Source organism: Streptomyces novaecaesareae (genome assembly GCF_000716875.1).
GTDB classification, from domain to species: domain Bacteria; phylum Actinomycetota; class Actinomycetes; order Streptomycetales; family Streptomycetaceae; genus Kitasatospora; species Kitasatospora novaecaesareae.
Window position 1 is genome coordinate 1 of sequence record NZ_JNWQ01000029.1, and the last position, 22,577, is coordinate 22,577.

Genomic DNA, 22,577 nt, shown 5'->3' on the forward strand with positions numbered 1-22,577 from the left:
GATGCCGGCGGAGGCCGAGGTCATGACGGCTTCGGTGCGCAGGGGGTTGATCTCGGAGACGGCGCCGACGAGCGTGGTCTTGCCGACACCGAAGCCGCCCGCGACGACGATCTTGGCCGACGTCGTGGCCCGGGCGGATCCGTTAGAGCTTGCGAAGTCCACTGAGGACCCTTTCGAGCAGCGTGACATCGGGCGTTCCGCCCGACTCGCCCGCAGCGGCGGGCTGGTGGATGGCGACGAGACCGGCTTCGGCGAGGTCGGCCACGAGGATGCGGGCGACACCCAGCGGCACACCGGCCAGCGCGGAGATCTCCGCGATCGACTTGACCTCACGGCAGAGGTTGACGATCCGGGCGTGCTCCGGCAGGAGACCGCCGGTCCGCTCGGCGGAACCGGTGGTGGAGATCAGCGCCTCGATGGCGAGCTGGTACCGCGGACGGGTCCGACCGCCGGTCATCGCGTACGGGCGGACCAGCGGCTGCTGCTCGTAGCCGTCGGACTGCTGCCCGCCGTAGCCGCTGCCGTACCCGTTGCCGTAGCCGGCGGGTGTCGAGGGCGGGGTCATGGGTCCTCCTTGTGCTGCAGCCTTGAGCAGCCGGTTCCAGCTGGGGCGATGCCAGCTGAGGCGGGATCAGCTGCCTGAGGGTAGCTGAGGGTGAGACGCCGGGTCCGGTCGGGTCGGACCCGGCGGCGGGGTGGGACGGGTGGGTGGATCCGTACGGGCTCCGGTCAGTGCAGGAGACTGCCCTGGAGTTCCGCGCGGAGAGCGGGGGTGAGGACGGCGCCCGCGCGGTCGACGAGCAGGGCCATCTCGTAGCCGACGAGACCGATGTCGGAGTCGGGTGCGGCCAGCACGGCGAGGGCGGAGCCGTCGCTGACGGCCATCAGGAACAGGAAGCCCCGCTCCATCTCGACCACGGTCTGGTTGACCTCGCCGCCCTCGAAGATCCGGCTGGCGCCGGAGGTGAGGGAGGTGAGCCCGGAGGCGACGGCGGCGAGCTGGTCGGCGCGGTCCCGGGGGAATCCCTCGGACATGCACAGCAGGAGGCCGTCCGCGGAGACCACCACGGTGTGGGACACCCCGGGGGTGTTGTCCACGAAGTTGGTGATCAGCCAGTTCAGGTTCTGTGCGGCCTGGCTCATCTGGTTCAACTCAACGCTCCTGGTGATCTGCGCCGTTGCCGTCGCTCCGGCCACCGAAACTATCGAATCCGGGCTGCTGGGCACCATGCTGGAAGCCCGGCTGATTGGCAGCCTGTTCGGCCCCGGCCCGGCGGCCCTGCTGGATGCCGCGGCGCAGGTTGGTCAGGCGGCCGCGGACCTCCTCGGGGGCCCGGGAGACCTGGGGGCCGGTCAGCGGCGCGGCCTCGGCGGTGCCGGAGACCAGGTTGGCCTGCGGGGTCCGCCGGGGCAGGCCCGACATCGTGACGCCGTTGGTCGAGGGCTCGCGGATCTGTTCGGCGCGGCGCCAGCGCTCGTCGTTCGCGGACGGGCGCCAGGGGGCCTCGCCGGGGCCCGGCTGCGGGTGCTGGGCCTGCTGCGGGTGCTGAGCCTGCTGCTGCGGCTGCTGAGCCTGGGCCTGGGCCGGCTGGGGCTGCTGCGGAGCCTGGGCCTGCTCCCGGAACTCCGGCGCGGAGGTACCGGGCCGACGCGGCTGGTACTGGTGCGCCCGCGCCTGCTCCGGAGCCTGCGGCTGGGTCTCCGCCTGCGGGTACCAGGGCTGCTGGCCGGCGGCGTCGGACGGGCCGGTCGGCAGCGCCATCGGCTCCTGGTGCGGCAGCGGCAGCGGCTGCTGCGGCTGCTGGAAGGCCTGCTCCGGGCGCACCGGCTCCGGCCGTGCCGGGGTCGGCACGTTCGGCAGCACCGGCTCGACCAGGCCGAGGCCCAGCGGGTCGCGCGGGTCGATCTGGCTGGCCTCGAAGCGCGGGCGGGCGAACTGCTGGGTGCTCTCCACCGGCGCCGGCTCGGCCGACGGCAGCGGCTGGGGCTGCTGGGCCTGCGGCGGCAGCTGCGGCTGACGGTCGCGCTGCGGCGCGTCCGGGCCGGGGCGCTGCGGACGACGCGGGCCCTGGGCACCGGGCGCGCCGGGCGCACCGGGCCCCTGGTGGCCGGGGGCGCGCTGCGGCAGGCCCTCCTGCGGACGGTTGCCCGGACGGGCACCCTGCTGCGGCGCACCGGGACCGCCGGGGCGGCCGTGCTGGGGCTGCTCGCCGGCCCGGGCACCCGGACCGCCGTCGAACCCGCCGCCGGGGCGCGGCCGTTCCTGACCGGGCCGTTCCTGGCCGGGCTGCGGCTGGCCGGGCTGCTGCTGGCCGCCGCGGCGGGGCAGACCGTTCGGGCCGCCCTGCGGCGGTCCCTGGCGGCCGGGGGCGCGCTGCGGCAGGCCGCCCTGCTGCGACTGCTGCTGAGCCTGCTGAGCCTGCTGAGCCTGCTGAGCCTGCTGGGGCTGCTGCGACTGTGCGGGCTGCTGGGGCCGACCCGGCCGGCCCTGGTTCCGGCCCTGCTGGCCCGGACCCTGCTGGCGCGGACCCGGCTGGCCCGGACCCGGCTGGCCCTTGCCCTGCGGTGCCGGGGTCTCGCGCAGCGACTGGCCGACCTGGCGGGTCGGCAGACCGCCGGCGCGGCCGCCGGCCGCACCGGGACCGCCCGGCGCACCCGGACCGGTCGGAGCCGCCGGACCACCCTGCGGGCCGGGGCCGCCCTGGCCGAGCTGCGGCCGGCCGCCCTGCGGGGCACCGCCGGCCGGGCCCTGGCCGAGCGCGGCCGGGCCGTTCTGGCGGCTGGGCGGCACCTGGCGCTGCTGACGCGGCGTCGGGGCGACCCCGCGCTGCTGCTTGCCCGGCGCGGAGCCGGCCCGGCCGGCGCCGCGGCGCTCGCCGGAGTTGGTGACGTCCACCGGGAGCATGACCAGCGCGGTGGTGCCGCCGGAGTCGCTGGGGCGCAGCTGGATCCGGATGCCGTGGCGCAGCGACAGACGGCCGACCACGAAGAGGCCCATGCGGCGGGAGACCGAGACGTCCACCGTCGGCGGGTTGGCGAGGCGCTCGTTGATCTCGGCGAGGTCGTCGGGGCTCAGGCCGATGCCGGTGTCGTGGATCTCGACCAGCACGCGGCCGTCCGGCAGCGCGTGGCCGGTGACCCGGACGCGGGTCTGCGGGCTGGAGAACGAGGTGGCGTTCTCCAGCAGCTCGGCGAGCAGGTGGACGAGGTCGTTGACGACGCGGCCGGCGACCTCGGCGGACGGCACGGCGGCGAGTTCGATGCGCTCGTACTGCTCCACCTCGGAGGCGGCGGCGCGGAGCACGTCGACCAGCGGGACGGGGCGGGTCCAGCGGCGGCCCGGGTCCTCACCGGCGAGGACGAGGAGGTTTTCGCCGTTGCGGCGCATGCGGGTCGCGAGGTGGTCGAGCTTGAAGAGGTTGGCCAGCTGGTCCGGGTCCGCCTCGCGGCTCTCCAGCTCGGAGATGAGCGACAGCTGGCGCTGGATGAGGCCCTGGCTGCGGCGCGAGAGGTTGGTGAACATCGCGTTGATGTTTCCGCGCAGGAGGGCCTGCTCGGCGGCGAGGCGGACGGCCTCGCTGTGCACCATGTCGAAGGCGTGCGCCACGTGGCCGATCTCGTCGGCGGAGTCGACGGCGACCGGTTCGACCGTGGTGTCGACGTCGTGCGGGTCGCTCTCGGAGAGCGTCTTGACCAGCTCGGGCAGACGGCGCTCGGCGACGTCCTCGGCCGCGGCCTGCAGACGGGTCAGCGAGCGCACCATCGAGCGGGCGATCAGACCGGCGCCACCGAGGGCGACGAGCAGCACCAGGGCGACCGCGGCACCGATGATCAGGGCGTCCGTGTCGGCCTGGGACTGCAGGTCCTGGGCCTTGCCGTCGAGGTTCTCGATGAGCTTGGACTCGATCCGGCGCTCGGCGCTGATCTTGGCGCTGGACTTCTCGTACCAGTCCTTGTAGGTGACCGGCTCGGTCTGGTGGATGCCGCCCTGGGTGAGGATCGTCTGCGCGTAGCGGTCGGCGTCGGCGACGACGCCGTTGTAGCTCAGCTGGCTGCGCAGGTTGTCCAGGTCGTGCGCGGTGTAGATGTTGTTGAAGCTCGCGATCGCGTTGTCGTACGACAGGCGCAGGCGGATACCGAAGGACTCGTCGCTCGGGCTGAGGTCGGGGGCCTTGGGGTTGGCGAGCGCGGCGCTGATCAGGGCCCGCTGCTGCGAGGTCGCGTTCTTGGCGAGCGAGAACTGCTGCAGCGCGCGGGTGGAGACGACCAGGTCCTTGTTGTTCGAGGCGAGCGCGATGTCCTGGGTGATGGACAGCAGGTCGCGGATGATCACGTCGTAGGCGGTGATCGTCGACTGGATGTTCTGGTTGTTCTGGTACGGCAGGCTGCGGGTGTCCGCGATCGAGTTCAGGTCCTTGCGGATCTGCAGCAGCAGCGCCTTTCCGCCGGAGAGTTCGAGGTTCTCGAACCTGTCGGAGGACGTGGTGAAGGTGCGGCTCAGGTCGTCGGTGGCCTTGCGGGCCGCGACGATGTCGTCGTCCAGCTGGGCGTTCGGCTCGTGCGTGATCGGGCCGGCGCTGATGTCGCGCTCGGTCTGCAGCGCGTCCGCGAGGCTGGTCGCCTTCTTGGCCAGGTCGGACAGGTTGGCCATCTGGGCCAGTTGCTGCGAGTTCTCCATCGAGGTCTGGATGCGCAGGCCACCGAGGACCAGCGAGACCATGACGGGGAGGGCGAGCAGGGCGATCAGACGGGTGCGGATGCGCCAGTTGCGCATCGCGAGCCGGTTCAGACCGGTGGCCCGGCGCCGGGTCAGGGAGGTCCGGAGTTTGTCCCGGGCGGACTTCCGCTCCTGGCTGTCGTCCTCCGGGCGGCCGACGGCCTCGGAGTTCACCGGCTCGGCCGGGCCGCCGGGCGCCGCCGCCTGTTGGGGGGCTGCCACAGGCTCGCGCGACTCCGGGTTACCCGCGGCGCCGCTACCCCTTTTGAAACGTCCCTGCACTGGCGTCGCAACCTCTGGACCGGGCGTCCCGCCGCGTCGCCACGGCCTGGACGGTGTCGAGTTTCCATCCGCCTCCCGGCCGGTCCGGGAGAGCGGGTCACCGGGGTGGACCACTCCCTACCCACGGTCCGTGGCATTCCAGCACAGCCGGGGAATCCCAACAAGGGCCGCCGGAACCGGGCGCCCGGTGCTACCGAGTGCTTGTGCGATCTCACTGACTGTGCGGTAACCGGACCGGAATACCGCCTTTTTCGGACACTCGCCGGATACATGCCAACCCGACCGTAGATCGAAAAGAGTCACAGACCTTCCGGAATGACCGAAAAGGGCTATATGTCGGAAAATCCCGTTGCGGCGATATGTCGGATATCTGAGTTTCGCCCGACATTTTGTGAGCAAAATCACAGCCCAATGTGTAGCTTTGGTCACGGCCTCTGTGGAAAGAGATCTCGTAACCTGGCTGTCTCCGGAGCACGGCCCCGATCAGCCTGCCCAGAACCCTTCCGAATCAATCGGAATCCATCAGGTCGGTGTCGGTCCCCCCGGGGATCCGCCCGGCCTCGACCACGAGGTGCTCTCGATGTCCCAGGCGAAGAACGCCACCAAGTCCACGCTGTCCTGCCGCCCCACGGCGAACCCGCGCCGGACGACGCTGGCCTCGGTCGAGGACTTCAGCATGATCCCGGGCGCCCGCAAGCCCGAGGACGTCGTGACCTACACGACCGAGCTGCCGGCCAGCACCGCCAACCCGCGCCGCGTCCAGCTGATGGTCGCCCCCGCCGTCGTCGTGGCGGACTGACCTCCAGCACGTTCCCGCAAGGGCGCCGTCGTCACCTCCGTGGCGGCGGCGCCCTTGTCGTTGTCACCCCCCAACTGGGCCGAAAGGTGCAAAGCGGTCAGCCCGGGCCCCACGCGATAGCCTGGAGGCCGATTGACGGGGCCGCGCCCACTGCGGGCGAGGCGCCCACCAGCGCCCGGGCGCGCCCCGGGCGGCCGACGAAGCGAGGGGTAGCCCAGCCGTGCGCATTGCCAGGTTTTCCGTCCGGGAAGGGAGCCCTGCCGCCGGCAGCGTCTCCTTCGGCGTGGTGGAGGGCGACCCTTCCCAGCCCGAGTCGATGGTCGTCCACGCGCTGGCAGGCCACCCGTTCGGCCAGCCCCAGCCCACCGGCGAGAGCTACCGCCTCCAGGACGTCCGGCTGCTGAGCCCGATGCTCCCGAACAAGATCGTGGCGGTCGGCCGCAACTACGCGGCGCACGCGGCGGAGCTGGGCAACGAGGTCCCGGACCTCCCGCTCACCTTCTTCAAGCCGTCCACCGCGGTGGTCGGCCCGACCGAGAGCATCGCGTACCCGCCGTTCTCCTCGGACGTCCAGCACGAGGCCGAACTCGCCGTGGTGATCGGCCGGATGTGTCGCGAGGTGCCGCTGGACCGGGTGCCCGAGGTGATCCTCGGCTACACCTGCGCCAACGACGTCACCGCCCGGGACGCCCAGCAGCGCGAGGGCCAGTGGGCCCGGGCCAAGGGCTTCGACACCTCCTGCCCGCTGGGCCCGTGGATCGAGACCGACCTCGACCCGAGCGACCTCGCCGTCACCTGCACGGTCAACGGCGAGCTCCGGCAGACCGGCCGCACCTCCCTGATGGTCCGCTCGGTCGCCGAGCTGATCGTCCACATCTCCGAGGCCATGACGCTGCTGCCCGGCGACGTCATCCTCACCGGCACGCCCGCAGGGGTGGGCCCCCTCAACGTCGGCGACGAGGTCGCCGTCTCCATCGAAGGCATCGGCACTCTCACCAACAAGGTGATCAAGCGTGGCTAACACTGACCCGGCCGTCCGGGTTCGCTTCTGTCCGTCCCCGACCGGCAACCCCCACGTGGGCATGGTCCGTACGGCCCTCTTCAACTGGGCCTACGCCCGCCACACCGGCGGCACCATGGTCTTCCGGATCGAGGACACCGACTCCGCCCGCGACTCCGAGGAGTCGTACGACCAGCTGCTCGAAGCGATGCGCTGGCTCGGCCTCGACTGGGACGAGGGCCCGGAGGTCGGCGGCCCGCACGCGCCGTACCGCCAGTCGCAGCGGATGGACATCTACGCCGACGTCGCCCGCCGCCTGCACGAGGCCGGCCACGCCTACCACTGCTACTGCAGCACCGAGGAGCTGGACGCCCGCCGCGAGGCCGCCCGCGCGGCCGGCAAGCCCTCCGGCTACGACGGCCACTGCCGGGAGCTGACGGACGACCAGGTCGCCGTCTACAAGCTGGAGAAGCGCGAGCCGATCCTGCGCTTCCGGATGCCCGACAAGACCATCAGCTTCGACGACCTGGTGCGCGGCACGCTCACCTTCGAGCCGGAGAACGTGCCGGACTACGGCATCGTCCGGGCCAACGGCGCCCCGCTGTACACCCTGGTCAACCCGGTGGACGACGCCCTGATGGGCATCACCCACGTGCTGCGCGGCGAGGACCTGCTCTCCTCCACCCCGCGGCAGATCGCGCTGTACGCCGCGCTCGCCGAGATCGGCGTCGGCGCGGGCCTCACCCCGCGCTTCGGCCACCTGCCGTACGTGATGGGCGAGGGCAACAAGAAGCTCTCCAAGCGCGACCCGCAGTCCTCGCTCAACATGTACCGCGAGCGCGGCTTCATCCGTGAGGGCCTGCTCAACTACCTGTCCCTGCTGGGCTGGTCGCTGGCCGAGGACCGCGACCTGTTCGACATGGACGAGATGGTCGCCGCCTTCGACGTCGCCAAGGTGAACGCCAACCCGGCCCGCTTCGACCTGAAGAAGTGCGAGGCGATCAACGCCGAGCACGTCCGCAGGCTGGCCCCGGAGGACTTCGCCGCGCGCCTGGTGCCGTTCCTGCAGGCCGCCGAGCTGCTGCCGGCCGAGCCGACCGCCGAGCAGCTGGACGTGCTCGCCAAGGTCGCGCCGCTCACCCAGGAGCGGATGGTCGTGCTGAGCGAGATCGTGAACATGGCCGGCTTCCTGTTCGTGGCGCCGGAGAAGTTCGCCCTCGACCCGGACGACGCCGCCAAGGTGCTGACCGCGGACGCCCGCCCGGTGCTGGAGGCCAGCATCACGGCACTGGAGGAGCTCGCGGACTTCACCCCGGAGCCGATCCAGGCCGCGCTGCGCGCGGCGCTGGTGGAGGGGCTGGGCATCAAGCCGAAGTTCGCCTTCACGCCGCTGCGGGTGGCCGTCACCGGCCGCCGGGTCTCGCCGCCGCTGTTCGAGTCCATGGAGCTGCTCGGCCGCCCCGAGACGCTGCGTCGCCTGCGCGCCGCCCTGGACGCCCTGCCGGCCGCCTGAGCGGGCCGCTGAGCAGGCCGCGGGCCCGGCTTCGTGCCGGGCCCGCGGCGTACCCGGAGGTCATCCGCCGGCCTTCCGGCCGCTGCCTGGGGTTATCGATTTTGGAGCCAGGGCCGACGTCGGGTAATGTTCTTTCTGCGCCGCCCGGGAGGGAACGGACGAGGGAGCGAAAGCCCCCCGGCCGGGACCGAACGAGAGGCGCAACGCCTGGGAAGATCCCGACGAGGGATCAACTCTGGTGGGGTATGGTGTAATTGGCAGCACGAGTGATTCTGGTTCATTTAGTCTAGGTTCGAGTCCTGGTACCCCAGCGCAGTACGCAGTACCGCAGTGAAGCAGTACAGATGAAGATCAAGCCCCCGTTGTGTAGCGGCCTAGCACGCTGCCCTCTCACGGCAGTAGCGCCGGTTCGAATCCGGTCGGGGGTACTGATCCCGCAAGGGATCACCTGGAAAGCCCCCGTTGTGTAGCGGCCTAGCACGCTGCCCTCTCACGGCAGTAGCGCCGGTTCGAATCCGGTCGGGGGTACTGATCCCGCAAGGGATCGCCAGGAAGCCCCCGTTGTGTAGCGGCCTAGCACGCTGCCCTCTCACGGCAGTAGCGCCGGTTCGAATCCGGTCGGGGGTACTTCAGAGCAGGAAGCCGATGGGCTCGCCCATCGGCCCTTGCTTTGTGTTGGGGTATGGTGTAATTGGCAGCACGAGTGATTCTGGTTCATTTAGTCTAGGTTCGAGTCCTGGTACCCCAGCCAGAAATTGGAAAGGCCCCGGTAACCGGGGTCTTTTTGCATTGTGCGGTAAATGCTGTCGAAGGGCCCCGCTCGACTCCGAGCGGGGCCCTTCTGCGTTTTCGGTGGGGGAGGGGGTGGCGGAAAGCGGTGGGTGGGGGATCCGCCCCGGGCGGCCGGGTCAGCTGCGGCGGAGGGCCTCGGTGAGCCGGTTCGCGGCCTCGATGATGGCCTGGGCGTGCAGGCGGCCCGGGTGGCGGGTCAGCCGCTCGATCGGGCCGGAGACGGAGACGGCGGCCACCACGCGGTTGGAGGGGCCGCGGACGGGCGCGGAGACGGACGCGACGCCCGGCTCCCGCTCGCCGATCGACTGGGCCCAGCCGCGCCGCCGGACGCCGCTCAGCGCGGTGGCGGTGAAACGGGCGCCCTGGAGGCCGCGGTGGAGCCGCTCGGGCTCCTCCCAGGCCAGCAGGACCTGGGCGGCCGAGCCGGCCTTCATCGGCAGGGTGCTGCCGACCGGGACGGTGTCCCGCAGGCCGGAGAGCCGCTCGGCGGCGGCGACGCAGATCCGCATCTCGCCCTGGCGGCGGTAGAGCTGTGCGCTCTCGCCGGTGACGTCGCGCAGGTGGGTCAGGACCGGGCCCGCGGTGGCGAGCAGCCGGTCCTCGCCCGCGGCGGCGGAGAGTTCGGACAGGCGGGGGCCGAGGATGAAGCGCCCCTGCATGTCCCTGGTGACCAGACGGTGGTGTTCGAGTGCGACGGCGAGTCGGTGGGCCGTGGGGCGCGCCAGACCGGTGGCGGCGACCAGCCCCGCCAACGTGGCGGGGCCCGACTCCAGTGCGCTCAGCACCAGAGCGGCCTTGTCGAGAACGCCGACGCCGCTAGTGTTGTCCATGCCCTAAGACTGCAGTCTCAGTCTGCGAGACGCAAGTTCAATCTTCCGGGAAAAGCGCCACTCTGGAAGGCAGCAGCCCGGGAGACAACCAGGATGGGGCCTCGTTCGAGTGTCCGCATCGTGGACAGCGATCCGGCGTGCAGGTCGTGCGAACGCGCCCCCGCACTGGGCGGCACACGCTTTGACCTCGACGACACGAGAAGGCCGGCAACGCGGCCGGCTGGAGGGAATCCGATGGGACGGACACTCGCAGAGAAGGTCTGGGACGACCACGTCGTGCGGCGCGTGGAGGGCGAACCCGACCTCCTGTTCATCGACCTGCACCTGCTCCACGAGGTCACCAGCCCGCAGGCCTTCGACGGGCTGCGACTGGCCGGCCGCCCGGTCCGCCGCACCGATCTGACGATCGCCACCGAGGACCACAACACCCCCACCCTGGACATCGACAAGCCGATCGCGGACCCGGTCTCCAAGGTGCAGCTGGAGACCCTGCGCCGGAACGCCGCCGAGTTCGGCGTCCGGATCCACTCGCTCGGCGACGTCGAGCAGGGCGTCGTGCACGTCGTCGGCCCGCAGCTGGGCCTGACCCAGCCCGGCATGACCGTGGTGTGCGGCGACTCCCACACCTCCACCCACGGCGCCTTCGGCGCGCTGGCGTTCGGCATCGGCACCAGCCAGGTCGAGCACGTGCTGGCCACCCAGACGCTGCCGCTGGCGCCGTTCCGGACGATGGCGATCACCGTCGAGGGCGACCTGCCCGAGGGCGTCACCGCCAAGGACCTGATCCTGGCCGTCATCACGAAGATCGGTACCGGCGGCGGCCAGGGCTACGTCCTGGAGTACCGCGGTTCGGCGATCCGGAGCCTGTCCATGGAGGCCCGGATGACCATCTGCAACATGTCGATCGAGGCCGGCGCCCGGGCCGGCATGATCGCCCCGGACGAGACCACCTTCGACTACCTCCAGGGCCGCCCGCACGCCCCGCAGGGCGAGGACTGGGACGCCGCCGTCGCGTACTGGAAGACCCTGGTCACCGACGAGGACGCGGTCTTCGACCACGAGATCTTCATCGACGCCAACGAGCTGAGTCCCTTCGTCACCTGGGGCACCAACCCCGGCCAGGGCGCCCCGCTGGGCGCGAACGTGCCGGACCCGGCCTCCTTCGCCGACCCGCAGGAGCGCCAGGCCGCCGAGAACGCCCTGGCGTACATGGGCCTGGAGGCCGGCACCCCGCTGCGCGAGGTGAAGGTCGACGCCGTCTTCGTCGGCTCCTGCACCAACGGCCGGATCGAGGACCTGCGGGCCGCCGCCGCCGTCGTGGAGGGCCGCCGGATCGCCGACGGGGTAAGGATGCTGGTCGTTCCCGGCTCCGTCCGGGTCGCGCTGCAGGCCGTCGAGGAGGGCCTGGACAAGGTGTTCACCGCGGCCGGTGCCGAATGGCGCCACGCGGGCTGCTCGATGTGCCTGGGCATGAACCCCGACCAGCTCGCCCCGGGGGAGCGCTGCGCCTCCACCTCGAACCGCAACTTCGAGGGCCGGCAGGGCAAGGGCGGCCGCACCCACCTGGTCTCCCCGCAGGTCGCCGCCGCGACCGCCGTGCTGGGCCGGCTGGCCTCGCCCGCCGACCTGACCCCCGCCGACCTGGCGCACACCGACGTCACCGTGGAGGCCTGAGCCATGGAGAAGTTCACCACCCACACCGGCCGGGCCGTCCCGCTGCGCCGCAGCAACGTGGACACCGACCAGATCATCCCGGCCCACTGGCTCAAGAAGGTCACCCGATCCGGTTTCGAGGACGGGCTGTTCGAGGCCTGGCGCAAGGACGAGTCGTTCATCCTCAACCGGCCCGAGCGGCAGGGCGCCACGGTCCTGGTGGCCGGCCCCGAGTTCGGCACCGGCTCCTCCCGCGAGCACGCTGTCTGGGCGCTGCAGAACTACGGTTTCCACGCGGTCATCTCGTCCCGCTTCGCCGACATCTTCAGGGGCAACTCGCTGAAGAACGGCCTGCTCACGGTCGTCCTGCCGCAGGAGACCGTCGAGCGGCTCTGGGCGCTCACCGAGAGTGACCCTTCGGCCGAGATCACCGTTGACCTGGAGGCGCGCGAAGTGCGCGCCGAGGGCGTCGTGGCCTCCTTCGAACTGGACGACAACGTCCGGTGGCGGCTGCTCAACGGCCTGGACGACATCAGCATCACGCTGCAGAACGAGGCCGACATCGCGGCCTTCGAGGCGACCCGCCCGGCGTTCAAGCCCCGCACTCTGCCGGTCGCCTGAGTTCCCTTCAGAACAAGCATTCTGACGATCCGCCGGATGGCCCGCGCCCCCCTCGGGGGGGCCGGGCCATCCGGCGTTCCGGAGCACGAGTTAGCGCCGGGGCCCGCCCCGGATTGCCCATTTGGCTTTGCGGAAGAGGGCCCCGCGCAAGTACAACTGCGGGTAGATGGCACAATCAGTACATGCACCGGCACCATGAACCTCCGTACGCGGGCGGCGAACCCGCGGCTGAGGACTCCATGGGCCGGCCATCCGAACGCCGAATTGACGATCGGCCGGACGTCACCTCCGCGCCAGCTGAGGGGCCGGACGACCAGGAAGTCGCAGCGCTCTACGCGCTCGTGGCCGAGCGGTTGAAGCAAGCTCACGCCCGCGTGCATGCGCTGAACGTGTCTGCCGATGCAAAGACCGCTCTCACCCGTCAACTCCTCATCGTCACCGAGACCGCCAAGCGCGATCTTCCGGAGGCGGCAAGGCGGTTGAGTCGCTTTGTACATGACCTCGACGAGGGGCGCCCGCCGCTCGGCTGAGGTCGCCGACGCGCAAATCCATTGCGACACTAGGGTGATTCGCGCGTTTGGTAATTGAAAGTCCGCAGATACATACCTAACGTGCGAAAAGAACGGATGGAATCATCCGGCGCCCGTTTCCGAAGGGGAAGACGTGAACAAGGCTCAGCTTGTCGAAGCGGTGGCCGAGCAGCTGGGCGGTCGCAAGGCTGCCGCAGAGGCCGTCGACGCAGTGCTCGACACCATGGTCCGTGCCGTCGTGGCCGGTGACCGGGTCTCGGTCACCGGGTTCGGCACCTTCGAGAAGGTGGAGCGCTCCGCGCGCTTCGCCCGCAACCCGCAGACCGGCGAGCGCGTCAAGGTCAAGAAGACCTCGGTGCCCCGCTTCCGCCCGGGCCAGGGCTTCAAGGACCTGGTCAGCGGCAGCAAGAAGCTGCCGAAGGAGGGCCCCTCGGTGAAGAAGGCCCCCAAGGGCTCCCTCACCCCGGGCAAGACCGGCGTGGCCGCCACCCCGGCCGCCAAGCGTGCCGCCACCAAGCGTGCCGCCACCGCTGCCGCCGCCGCTCCGGCCACCAAGAAGGCCGCCGCCAAGAAGGCGACCACCACGGCTGCCGCCAAGAAGACCACGGCCACCGCCGCGAAGAAGGCGACCACCGCCAAGAAGACCGCTGCGAAGACCACCGCCGCCGCCGCCAAGAAGACCACGGCGACCGCGACCAAGAAGACGGCCGCCGCCGCCAAGAAGGCGACCACCACGGCTGCCGCCAAGAAGACCACGGCCACCGCCGCGAAGAAGGCGACCGCCACGGCCAAGAAGACGGCTCCGGCGAAGAAGACCGCCACCCGCAAGACCACCGCGCGCAAGACCACTGCCAAGTAAGTCCCGCGCGACCGTCCTCGGACGGCCTTCGGCCTAGAGCCGCGGCACCCCTTCCGCGAATTGCGGAGACCGGTCGCCGCGGCTCTTTCGATTTCCGGGCGCTCAGTCAGGATTCGACGGCGTGCGCCAGCACCGGGCGGTCGGCGGTGAAGTGCCTGGTGGGGGCGCCCCGGCGGGCCGGCCCCCGGGTGCGGCGGTCAGCCTTCGGCGGGGTCCGGGAAGGTCTGCAGCGTCACGAAGACCACCCGGCGGGCCTCGCCGGTGCCCTCGGTGCGGATCCGCACCCGCTGGCCGGGCCGCAGCAGCCGCAGGCCGCCGGCGTCGAAGGCGGCCGCGTCGAACGGCACCGGGGTCCCGTCGTCGAGCAGCACGGAGCCGGCCCGGGTGGCGGGGTCGAAGGTGAACGCGGTGGCCTGCATGCCAGCAGCATAGCGAGCGGGCCGGTACGGCCCCGGGGTCAGGACGGCCGTTCCCGGGGGCCGGGACCGTACGGCGGTCAGGCGGCGGTCGGGGCGGCGGTCAGGACAGGCGCAGGCGGGCGAACAGCGCGCTGGTGTGCGGGCCGAGGCCGAGTGCCGCGGCCTCGCCGAGATCCGCACCGGTGTCGACGTCCCGGCGCACCGACTCCACCGCCGCGAGCCGTAGTTCGAGCGCCCCGCCGGCCGCGTGCCGGGCCCGCGAGCCGTCCCCGAAGGCAGGGGAGAGCGGGCGGCCCGGGGCGCAGGCGAGCAGGGTGGTGCCGAGACCGGGGGAGTCCGGCAGGAACGCCCGGCCGTCCGGCGGCACGGCGCCCAGCACCCGGGCCAGTTCGGCCGGGCGCAGGGCCGGCAGGTCCGCGGAGAGGGCGGCCAGCGGGGCCTGCGGGGCGAGTGCCAGGGCGGCCGAGGCGCCGTGCGCCAGCGCCCGGTTGAGGCCGCCGCCGGGCTCGTCGGCGACCACCCGCGCGCCGAGCGCGGCCAGCCTGGCGCCGGCGGTGGCGTCGCGGGTGACCACCAGGACGCGGGCGACGCCGGGGGTGGCCAGCGCGGCGGTGGCCGTGTCCAGCGCGAAGGACAGCGCCAGGTCGGCCCGGTGCGGCCCGGCGTACGGGGCGAGTCTGCTCTTCGCCAGGGCGAGCGGCTTGAGCGGGAGCACCAACGACCAGCCGGCGGTGGGTGCGGCGGGCGCGACGGGCTCGCTGGGGCGTACGGTGTCCTGGGTCATCGGCGTCATTGTGACGCTGGTCCCGGAGCCCTCGCCAGGCCGTCCGAACTGTGCGGACGTGCGTTTGATCACGCCTGCCCGGCGGGTTGGCGCGGTCGCTCGACAGCCGGCGAGCGGGCGGGCGAGACTGGTCCGCGCCCGTGGCCCGGTCACCGCTCGTCCCGGTGCCGGCCACCGGGAGGACATGACCGCGGCACCCCACGTGCCGCATCGGATGAGAAGGAGCTGGGGTGGCCCGCCGCTCGTACGCCAAGTTCGGCAACGCCGACTACGGCATCTGGTACCGCTTCGCGGCCGTGCTGGTGAAGCCGGTGACGACCGCCCTGGTGAAGCCCGACTGGCGGGGCTGGGAGCACCTTCCGAAGGAAGGCGGCTTCATCGCCGCGGTGAACCACAATTCGATCATCGACCCGGTGATCTACGCGCACTGGCAGTACAACAGCGGCCGCCCGCCGCGCATTCTCGGCAAGTCCTCGCTGTTCTCGATTCCTTTCATCGGATTCATGCTCCGCAAGACCGGCCAGATTCCGGTGTTCCGTGATTCCACCGATGCCGCGCAGGCGTTCCGGGCCGCGATCGACGCCGTCAACAGCGGCCAGTGCGTGCAGTTCTACCCGGAGGGAACGCTCACCCGGGATCCGGACCTGTGGCCGATGACCGGCAAGAGCGGGGTCGCCAGGGTCGCGCTGATGACCGGCGCGCCCGTCATCCCGGTCGCGCACTGGGGCGCGCACGAGATCATCCCGCCGTACGGCCGGCCCGGCTACGGGAAGGGCAAGTTCAACCTCTTCCCGCGCCACAGGGTGACCGTCGCGGCCGGGCCGCCGGTGGACCTGAGCCGGTACCAGGGCCAGGAGCTCACCACCCAGGTGCTCGCCGACGCGACGGAGGACATCATGACGGCGATCACCGCCGTGCTGGCCGAGGTCCGCGGCGAGGAGGCGCCGGCCGAGCGCTACGACATGCGCAAGGCCGCCCGGCAGCGCGCCGCGGCGGCACTGGCCGAGCGCCGGCGCGCCAAGGGCGAGCCGGGCAAGGGCGTCGAGGAGGCCGGGAAGTGACCCGCTGCGCAGTGATGGGGACCGGCTCCTGGGGCACCGCGTTCGCGATGGTGCTCGCCGACGCCGGCTGCGAGGTCGTGCTCTGGGCCCGCCGCCAGGACCTGGTGGACGCCGTCAACTCCACGCACGAGAACCCGGACTACCTGCCCGGCATCCGGCTGCCCGACACCGTCCGGGCCACCACCGACGCCGCCGAGGCGCTGGCCGGCGCCGACTTCGCGGTGCTGGTGGTGCCCTCGCAGACGCTGCGCGACAACCTCGCCGCCTGGACGCCGCTGATCGAGCCGCAGACCGTGCTGGTCAGCCTGATGAAGGGCATCGAACTCGGCACCGCCAAGCGGATGAGCGAGGTGATCGACGAGGTCACCAAGGTCGGCCCGGAGCGCGTCGCGGTGGTCAGCGGGCCCAACCTGGCCAAGGAGATCGCCAACCGGCAGCCCGCGGCCAGTGTCGTCGCCTGCGCGGACGAGGCCGTCGCCAAGCGGCTCCAGGCGGCCTGCCACACGCCGTACTTCCGGCCGTACACCAACACCGACGTGGTGGGCTGCGAACTCGGCGGCGCCGTCAAGAACGTGATCGGCCTGGCGGTCGGCATGGCGGCCGGCATGGGGCTCGGCGACAACACCAAGGCGACGCTGATCACCCGCGGGTTGGCCGAGACCACCCGGCTCGGCGAGGTGCTGGGCGCCGACCCGCACACCTTCGCCGGGCTCGCCGGGATGGGCGACCTCGTCGCCACCTGCTCCTCGCCGCTGTCCCGCAACAACACCTTCGGCATGAACCTGGGCCGGGGCATGTCGCTGGAGGAGACCATCGCGGCCACCCGGCAGACCGCGGAGGGCGTCAAGTCCTGTGAGTCGGTGCTGGACCTGGCCCGGCGCAACGGGGTCGACATGCCGATCGTCGAGGCCGTGGTGGACGTCGTGCACAACGGACGGCCGACCCAGGAGGCGCTGCGGGCGCTGATGTCGCGCTCGGCGAAGGCCGAGCGGCGGCGCTGACACCCCGGGAGGACGTGCTCGCCGGGGCGGTTGACGTCCCGGAAACACCTCGCACGGTAGTCTCAAACCCGATATGAGCATCGAACAATCCTCCCCGAACCCGTCCGCCCCGAAGCCGCGCGTCGCGCTGGTCTTCGGCGGGCGCAGCTCCGAGCACGCCATCTCGGTCTCCACCGCGGGCAGTGTGCTCAGGTCGATCGACCGCGACAAGTACGACGTGCTGCCGATCGGCATCACCCACGAGGGCCGCTGGGCGCTGACCAGCGACGAGCCGGCCCGGATGGCCATCACCGACGGCAAGCTGCCGGACGTGGCCAACGTCGCGGAGGCCGTCGACGGGCAGGTCGCGCTGCCGGTCGCCCCGGGCAACCGGGAGGTGCTGCTCAGCGAGCCGGGCAGCGCGCCCAAGGCCCTCGGCGAGGTCGACGTGGTGTTCCCGCTGCTGCACGGCCCCTGGGGCGAGGACGGCACCCTGCAGGGCCTGCTGGAGCTCTCCGGCATCCCGTACGTGGGCAACGGCGTGCTGGCCAGCGCGGCCGGCATGGACAAGGAGTTCGCCAAGCGGATCCTGGCCTCGCACGGTCTGAACGTCGGCCGCTACACCATCGTGCGGCCGCGCGACTGGGAGACCGAGGCGGGCCGCGCGGCGGTGCGCGAGCGGGCCGGCGAACTCGGACTGCCGCTGTTCGTGAAGCCCTGCCGGGCCGGCTCCAGCATCGGCATCACCAAGGTCAAGGACCTGGCCGACCTCGACGCCGCGATCGAGGAGGCCCGCCGGCACGACCCCAAGCTGATCATCGAGGCGGGCGTGACCGGCCGCGAGATCGAGTGCGGCGTGCTGGAGTTCGAGGACGGTCCGCGGGCCAGCGTGGCCGGCGAGGTCCTGGTCGGCGACGGCTTCGACTTCTACGACTTCGAGGCCAAGTACATCGACTCCTCCGACGTGCAGATCCCGGCGAACCTCACCCCGGAGGAGCTCGCCGAGATCCGGCGCCAGGCCGTCGAGGCCTTCGAGGCGTTCGGCTGCGAGGGCCTGGCCCGGGTGGACTTCTTCCTGCTGGAGGACGGCACCTGGATGATCAACGAGATCAACACCATGCCCGGCTTCACCCCGATCTCGGCCTACCCGAAGATGTGGGAGGCCAGCGGGGTCTCGTACCCGGAGCTGATCGACCGGCTGCTGCAGACGGCGCTGCGGCGCTCGACCGGTCTGCGCTAGCGGCCCGTACGGCGGAGGGCGGGCCGGGAACTCCCGGTCCGCCCTCGCCGTACGTCGCGGCGTCCGGCTCAGCCGGGGACGTTGGCCTTGACCAGCGGGGTGAGCGCGGCGGCCGGGTCGAAGGGGTTCCGGGCGGCCCCGGCCGGGACGGTCACCTCGACGTAGGCGGCGCGCATGGTCGTCACGAAGCGGTAGCCGCCGTCGTCGAGCTTCTGCGACCACCAGGTGACGTCGTCGACGGTCGGGGACCAGTCCTTGGCGTGCTCGCCGTCCAACTCCTCCGGCCGGTCGATGCCGCAGCGCAGCACCGTCCGGGGCGAGCTGTCCCAGGCGGCCACGTACGGCGAGGCGGGCGACGGGTCCTTGCGGGCGTGCCCGAGCAGCTCCGGCGGCAGCGCGGCGGCCAGCGCCTTGCAGTAGCCGGCCGCCTTGCCGCCCGGGCTCGGGACCTCGACCTTCGGATCGGCCGGGCCCCAGCTGCCGACCAGCGCGACGACGGCGCAGGTCAGCGCGACGGGCAGGGCCAGCCAGCGGATCGGCGCCGGCAGGGTGGTCAGCGCCTGGGGGACACGGAGTTCTCTGGCCACCCGCCGATGGTAGCCGGGACTACAGGTGGACCACGGGACAGGTGAGGGTGCGGGTGATGCCCTCGACCTTCTGGACCTCGGCCACCACCATGCGGCCCAGGTCGTCCACGGTCTCGGCCTCGGCCTTGACGATCACGTCGTAGGGGCCGGTGACGTCCTCGGCGCTGAGCACGCCGGGGATCCCGGCGATCGTTCGGGCCACCGCGGTGGCCTTTCCTACCTCGGTCTGGATCAGGATGTATGCCTGTACCACGGGGACCTCCCGGCGGCCGGTTACGGGGATCGCCGCCGTGATCGCCCGCTCAGGCGTCGAGGGTGGGGTGGGCTCACCGGCAGTCTGATCACCACGCTACCGCGCAGCGGGCCGGGGAGGGGAGACTTCGGCACCCCCGAAGGGCGTACGCTGCGCGCGGGGGAGCGCGACGGGGACCGGTACGGATGAAAACGCGAGAGGACGGCAGATGCAGGGGACCGTGGGCGAGCTCGGCGAGTTCGGCCTCATCAGGGAGCTGACCGCCCGGGTACCGCTCACCGATGCGGTCGACCTCGGCCCGGGAGACGACGCCGCGGTGGTGCGGGCTCCGGACGGCCGGGTCGTGGCGACCACGGACGTCCTGATCGAGAACCGGCACTTCCGCCGGGACTGGTCCACCGCCTACGACGTGGGCCGCAAGGCCGCCGCCCAGAACCTCGCCGACGTGGCCGCGATGGGGGCGGTGCCGACCGCGATACTGCTCGGCCTGGTCACCCCCGCCGACCTCCCGACCACCTGGGCCACCGAGTTGATGGACGGGCTGCGCGACGAGTGCCAGGTGGCCGGGGCGACGGTGGTCGGCGGCGACGTGGTGCGCGGCGACACCGTCATGCTGGCCATCACGGCGCTCGGGGACCTCCAGGGGCGCGCGGCGGTGACCCGCTCCGGCGCGCAGGTCGGCGACGTGGTCGCGGTGACCGGCTGGCTCGGCTGGTCGGCCGCCGGCCTGACCGTGCTGCAGCGCGGCTTCCGCTCCCCGCGCGCCTTCGTCGAGGCGCACCGCAGGCCCGAACCGCCGTACCACGCGGGCCCGGCGGGCGCCGAGTTGGGCGCGACCTCGATGATCGACGTGAGCGACGGGCTGGTCGCCGACCTCGGCCACGTGGCCCGGGCCAGCGAGGTGGACATCGACCTGAAGGCCGCCGACTTCGACGTCCCGGCGCAGATGGCGGACATCGGCCAGGCGGTCGGGGTGGACCCGCTGGTCTGGGTGCTCTCCGGCGGCGAGGACCACGCGATCGTGGCGACCTTCCCGCGCGGAGTCCAACTCCCGGCCCGCTGGCGGGTGGTGGGCGAGGTGACCGGCCGGCCGACGGGCAGCCGCAGCGGCCGGGTCACGGTGGACGGCGCGCCCTGGGACCGGGTCGGCGGCTGGGACCACTTCGCCGAGTGAGTCGTCGGGTTGACTCGATCTCCGGGTACGGTCTTCGCCGATTGCCCTGCGGCGGACGGCGCGTGACGCTCCGGGCGGGCGGGGGACGGGCTTCGCGGATGCGTTTTGCGTAGGCTTGCGGCATCCGAGCCCGCCCGCCCGTCCGGCGCGGACGGGCCGAACCACTGCGAGCGGGAGCACACCTGACATGCGCATCGGTGTACTGACCAGCGGCGGCGACTGCCCCGGCCTCAACGCGGTGATCCGCTCGGTGGTGCACCGGGGCACCGACGTCCACGGCGACGAGATCGTCGGCATCCTGGACGGCTTCCTCGGCCTGATCGAGGGCCGCACCCGGACGGTCTCGCACGACGACGTCACCGGCCTGCTCACCCTCGGCGGCACCGTCCTCGGCTCGGCCCGGGTACGGCGCGAGCGGATCGCCTGGGCGGTGGAGAACGCGAAGGCACTGGCCCGGGACATCGGCATCGACGCGCTGATCGCGATCGGCGGCGAGGGGACGCTGACCGCCGCCAAGCTGTTCAGCGACGCCGGGCTGCCGGTCGTCGGGGTGCCGAAGACCATCGACAACGACATCGACGCCACCGACGTCACCTTCGGCTTCGACACCGCGGTGCACGTCGCGACCGAGGCGATCGACCGGCTGAAGACCACCGCCGAATCCCACCAGCGCGTCATGGTCGTCGAGTTGATGGGCCGGCACACCGGCTGGATCACCCTCACCGCGGGCATGGCCGGCGGTGCGCACGGCATCCTGATCCCGGAGAAGCCCTTCGACATCGAGGCGGTGGCGCGGATAATCGAGGACCGCTTCGCCCGGGGCAAGAAGTTCGCCATCATCGCCGTCGCCGAGGGCGCGGCCCCGGTGCCCGGCACCATGCGCTTCGACCACGGCGAGGTCGACCAGTACGGCCACCGGACCTTCGGCGGGATCGGCAACCGGCTCGCCCACGAACTGGAGGACCTGCTCGGCAAGGAGGCCCGTCCGGTCATCCTCGGCCACACCCAGCGCGGCGGCACCCCGACCGCCCGGGACCGGGTGCTCGCCACCCGCTTCGGCTGGCACGCGGTGGAGGCCGTGCACCAGGGCGCGTTCGGGCACTTCACCGCGCTGCGCCGGACCGCGATCGAGCTGGTGCCGATCGGCGACGCGGTGACCCGGCTGAAGACGGTGCCGGAGGACCGCTGGGTGGAATCCGAAGCGGTGCTGTGAGGCCGCACGGGTAGGTTGGGCTCATGGTTTCGACTGTTCCCCCTCGCGTGGCCCCGCCCCGGGTGCTCACCGTCGCCGGCTCGGACTCCGGCGGCGGCGCCGGCATCCAGGCCGACCTCAAGGCGATGCTCGCCCTCGGCGTCCACGGCATGAGCGTGATCACCGCCGTCACCGCGCAGAACTCCCTCGGCGTCCAGGGCTACTGGGAGCTGCCCGCCGAAGCCGTCCGGGCGCAGTTCCGCAGCGTCGTGGACGACATCGGCGTGCAGGCCGTGAAGACCGGCATGCTCGCCTCGATCGAACTGGTCGAGACCGTCTCGGAGCTGCTGGCCGGGGTGTCGGCCCCGGTGGTGGTCGACCCGGTCGGCGTCTCCAAGCACGGGGACGCACTGCTGGCCGCGGAGGCCGTCGCCACCGTCCGCGAGAAGCTGCTGCCGGTCGCCACCCTGGCCACCCCCAACCTGCACGAGGTGACGCAGCTCACCGGCCGGACCGTCGAGGCCGAGGGGCAGATGCTGGACGCCGCGAAGGCGCTGCTCGACCTCGGGCCGCGCTGGGTGCTGGTCAAGGGCGGCCACCTGGAAGGCGAGGCCGCCGACCTGCTGTACGGCGGGCCGGGCGAGGAGCACTGGTACCGGGCGCCGCGCTACGACAACCGGCACACCCACGGCACCGGCTGCACCCTGGCCAGTGCGATCGCGGCCGGCCTGGCCAAGGGCGAGTCGCTGCCGGAGGCGGTGGGCTCGGCCAAGGAGTACATCACCGGCGCGATCGCCGGAGGCTTCGCCCTGGGCGCGGGGATCGGGCCGGTCGACCACGCCTGGCGCTGGCGCTGAGGGAGCCGGGAGGGGCGGCTCCGGAAAGCCGTGGTGGGCGGGCGAAAACAGTGGTGGGCCTGTCTCTTATACACATCTGACGCTGCCGACGAGCGGTCTGCGTCCGCCCAATCACAGCGCGCACCGTCTGGATGTTGGGGTTCCAACGACGGGGGGTACGGCGGTGAGAGTGGGAGATGCTGTTGCCGAAGCCCGGCCCCTTGCCGCAGACGTCGCAGTTGGCAGCCACAGGAGTCACTCCAAGACTTCAGATCAGTTACTTTCGAAAACCCCGCCCACCCACCGGAGCACTCGCGTGAACCAGACCGGACAAGGGGGTGAGCCTGGACGGTTCCAGGCAACCGGAAGAGCATACAACGCTTGCTTCCGTCCCACGAAACTACCATGACCGGCCGAGTGATCGCTGCGGTCGCCGACCCGGACGGCCCTCCCCG

Annotated in this window: 21 protein-coding genes, 5 tRNA genes and 2 pseudogenes; 18 read left to right on the forward strand and 10 right to left on the reverse strand. The window is 72.0% G+C overall.

All coding sequences use genetic code 11. The features are described from left to right. The 4 genes and pseudogenes from OP86_RS13250 to OP86_RS13265 form a co-directional block, all read right to left on the reverse strand. Positions 1–162: pseudogene (locus OP86_RS13250) on the reverse strand (ATP/GTP-binding protein); the annotation flags it as partial. Continuing rightward, a complete protein-coding gene (locus tag OP86_RS13255) occupies positions 143–565 on the reverse strand; it encodes a DUF742 domain-containing protein (protein WP_030257834.1) in 423 nt (140 codons plus the stop codon). The gene OP86_RS13255 and the pseudogene OP86_RS13250, both read right to left, overlap by 20 nt. 164 nt (positions 566–729) lie before the next feature. Continuing rightward, positions 730–1,143, reverse strand: a complete 414-nt coding sequence (locus tag OP86_RS13260) for a roadblock/LC7 domain-containing protein (protein WP_030248297.1) — start codon at positions 1,141–1,143, stop codon at positions 730–732. A 10-nt stretch (positions 1,144–1,153) separates the two neighbouring features. Further along, entirely contained in the window at positions 1,154–4,939 is a 3,786-nt protein-coding gene (locus OP86_RS13265; RefSeq protein ID WP_051830044.1) for a nitrate- and nitrite sensing domain-containing protein, read from the reverse strand. Between the two features lie 640 nt (positions 4,940–5,579). Here OP86_RS13265 and OP86_RS13270 point away from each other — a divergent pair. The 8 genes from OP86_RS13270 to OP86_RS13305 all read left to right on the forward strand — a co-directional run bounded on the left by OP86_RS13270 (position 5,580) and on the right by OP86_RS13305 (position 9,062). Further along, entirely contained in the window at positions 5,580–5,798 is a 219-nt protein-coding gene (locus OP86_RS13270; protein WP_030057386.1) for a hypothetical protein, read from the forward strand. 220 nt (positions 5,799–6,018) lie between these two features. Next, positions 6,019–6,819 carry a fumarylacetoacetate hydrolase family protein gene (locus OP86_RS13275; RefSeq protein WP_030057385.1) on the forward strand — a complete coding sequence of 267 codons (801 nt, stop codon included), beginning with the start codon at positions 6,019–6,021 and terminating at the stop codon, positions 6,817–6,819. After that, complete coding sequence (gene gltX, locus OP86_RS13280) at positions 6,812–8,311, forward strand: glutamate--tRNA ligase (protein ID WP_030057384.1); 1,500 nt, start codon at positions 6,812–6,814, stop codon at positions 8,309–8,311. Before OP86_RS13275 ends, gltX begins: the two co-directional genes overlap by 8 nt. A 239-nt stretch (positions 8,312–8,550) precedes the next feature. Beyond that, positions 8,551–8,622 (forward strand) — tRNA-Gln (locus tag OP86_RS13285). Between the two features lie 44 nt (positions 8,623–8,666). After that, positions 8,667–8,739: transfer RNA gene (locus OP86_RS13290), tRNA-Glu, on the forward strand. 27 nt (positions 8,740–8,766) lie between these two features. Further along, positions 8,767–8,839: transfer RNA gene (locus tag OP86_RS13295), tRNA-Glu, on the forward strand. A gap of 26 nt (positions 8,840–8,865) precedes the next feature. After that, positions 8,866–8,938: transfer RNA gene (locus tag OP86_RS13300), tRNA-Glu, on the forward strand. 49 nt (positions 8,939–8,987) lie between these two features. Further along, a tRNA-Gln gene (locus OP86_RS13305) sits at positions 8,988–9,062 on the forward strand. A 157-nt stretch (positions 9,063–9,219) separates the two neighbouring features. Here the strand turns inward: OP86_RS13305 and OP86_RS13310 are convergent. Beyond that, positions 9,220–9,933 carry an IclR family transcriptional regulator gene (locus tag OP86_RS13310; RefSeq protein ID WP_030246527.1) on the reverse strand — a complete coding sequence of 238 codons (714 nt, stop codon included), beginning with the start codon at positions 9,931–9,933 and terminating at the stop codon, positions 9,220–9,222. Positions 9,934–10,167: 234 nt separating this feature from the next. Between OP86_RS13310 and leuC the strand changes: the two genes are divergently transcribed. The 4 genes from leuC to OP86_RS13330 all read left to right on the forward strand — a co-directional run bounded on the left by leuC (position 10,168) and on the right by OP86_RS13330 (position 13,596). Then, positions 10,168–11,607, forward strand: a complete 1,440-nt coding sequence (gene leuC / locus OP86_RS13315) for a 3-isopropylmalate dehydratase large subunit (RefSeq protein WP_030257840.1) — start codon at positions 10,168–10,170, stop codon at positions 11,605–11,607. 3 nt (positions 11,608–11,610) lie between these two features. Continuing rightward, positions 11,611–12,207 carry a 3-isopropylmalate dehydratase small subunit gene (leuD, locus tag OP86_RS13320; protein WP_030056727.1) on the forward strand — a complete coding sequence of 199 codons (597 nt, stop codon included), beginning with the start codon at positions 11,611–11,613 and terminating at the stop codon, positions 12,205–12,207. A 182-nt stretch (positions 12,208–12,389) separates the two neighbouring features. Continuing rightward, a complete protein-coding gene (locus OP86_RS39165; protein WP_380658828.1) occupies positions 12,390–12,737 on the forward strand; it encodes an SCO5555 family protein in 348 nt (115 codons plus the stop codon). Positions 12,738–12,870: 133 nt separating this feature from the next. Next, positions 12,871–13,596: an HU family DNA-binding protein gene (locus OP86_RS13330; protein ID WP_030257844.1), complete on the forward strand. Its 726-nt coding sequence runs from the start codon at positions 12,871–12,873 to the stop codon at positions 13,594–13,596. 197 nt (positions 13,597–13,793) lie between these two features. On the opposite strand, the gene OP86_RS13335 is transcribed toward OP86_RS13330, so the two are convergent. Further along, positions 13,794–14,015 (reverse strand): hypothetical protein, encoded by a 222-nt coding sequence (locus OP86_RS13335; RefSeq protein WP_030257846.1) that lies wholly within the window; start codon positions 14,013–14,015, stop codon positions 13,794–13,796. A gap of 100 nt (positions 14,016–14,115) precedes the next feature. Continuing rightward, positions 14,116–14,799, reverse strand: coding sequence for a 2-phospho-L-lactate guanylyltransferase (gene cofC, locus OP86_RS13340; RefSeq protein WP_051830053.1), 684 nt, complete (start codon positions 14,797–14,799; stop codon positions 14,116–14,118). A gap of 230 nt (positions 14,800–15,029) precedes the next feature. On the opposite strand from cofC, the gene OP86_RS13345 reads away from it, so the two are divergent. The 3 genes from OP86_RS13345 to OP86_RS13355 all read left to right on the forward strand — a co-directional run bounded on the left by OP86_RS13345 (position 15,030) and on the right by OP86_RS13355 (position 18,080). Beyond that, the gene (locus OP86_RS13345) at positions 15,030–15,860 is read left to right on the forward strand and encodes a lysophospholipid acyltransferase family protein (protein WP_051830045.1); all 831 of its coding nucleotides are present in this window, start codon (positions 15,030–15,032) and stop codon (positions 15,858–15,860) included. Continuing rightward, a complete protein-coding gene (locus tag OP86_RS13350; RefSeq protein WP_033331804.1) occupies positions 15,857–16,861 on the forward strand; it encodes an NAD(P)H-dependent glycerol-3-phosphate dehydrogenase in 1,005 nt (334 codons plus the stop codon). The genes OP86_RS13345 and OP86_RS13350 overlap by 4 nt, the downstream gene beginning before the upstream one ends. Positions 16,862–16,934: 73 nt before the next feature. Beyond that, positions 16,935–18,080 carry a D-alanine--D-alanine ligase family protein gene (locus tag OP86_RS13355; protein ID WP_030056735.1) on the forward strand — a complete coding sequence of 382 codons (1,146 nt, stop codon included), beginning with the start codon at positions 16,935–16,937 and terminating at the stop codon, positions 18,078–18,080. Positions 18,081–18,148: 68 nt separating this feature from the next. Here the strand turns inward: OP86_RS13355 and OP86_RS13360 are convergent, their stop codons facing one another. Both OP86_RS13360 and OP86_RS13365 read right to left on the reverse strand, forming a co-directional pair. Further along, on the reverse strand, positions 18,149–18,667 hold the full coding sequence (locus tag OP86_RS13360) for a DUF3515 domain-containing protein (protein WP_051830046.1): 519 nt from the start codon (positions 18,665–18,667) through the stop codon (positions 18,149–18,151). A gap of 19 nt (positions 18,668–18,686) precedes the next feature. Then, positions 18,687–18,920, reverse strand: a complete 234-nt coding sequence (locus tag OP86_RS13365; RefSeq protein ID WP_030056737.1) for an Lrp/AsnC family transcriptional regulator — start codon at positions 18,918–18,920, stop codon at positions 18,687–18,689. Between the two features lie 208 nt (positions 18,921–19,128). Between OP86_RS13365 and OP86_RS13370 the strand changes: the two genes are divergently transcribed. The 3 genes from OP86_RS13370 to thiD all read left to right on the forward strand — a co-directional run bounded on the left by OP86_RS13370 (position 19,129) and on the right by thiD (position 22,143). Beyond that, complete coding sequence (locus OP86_RS13370; protein WP_030257850.1) at positions 19,129–20,094, forward strand: thiamine-phosphate kinase; 966 nt, start codon at positions 19,129–19,131, stop codon at positions 20,092–20,094. 187 nt (positions 20,095–20,281) lie between these two features. Continuing rightward, entirely contained in the window at positions 20,282–21,307 is a 1,026-nt protein-coding gene (locus OP86_RS13375; protein ID WP_030257855.1) for an ATP-dependent 6-phosphofructokinase, read from the forward strand. A 23-nt stretch (positions 21,308–21,330) separates the two neighbouring features. Continuing rightward, positions 21,331–22,143 carry a bifunctional hydroxymethylpyrimidine kinase/phosphomethylpyrimidine kinase gene (gene thiD, locus OP86_RS13380; RefSeq protein WP_030056741.1) on the forward strand — a complete coding sequence of 271 codons (813 nt, stop codon included), beginning with the start codon at positions 21,331–21,333 and terminating at the stop codon, positions 22,141–22,143. Positions 22,144–22,207: 64 nt separating this feature from the next. Here thiD and rpmB read toward each other — a convergent pair. Continuing rightward, positions 22,208–22,372 (reverse strand): annotated as a pseudogene (rpmB, locus tag OP86_RS34745) (50S ribosomal protein L28); the annotation flags it as partial. Positions 22,373–22,577: the final 205 nt, after the last annotated feature.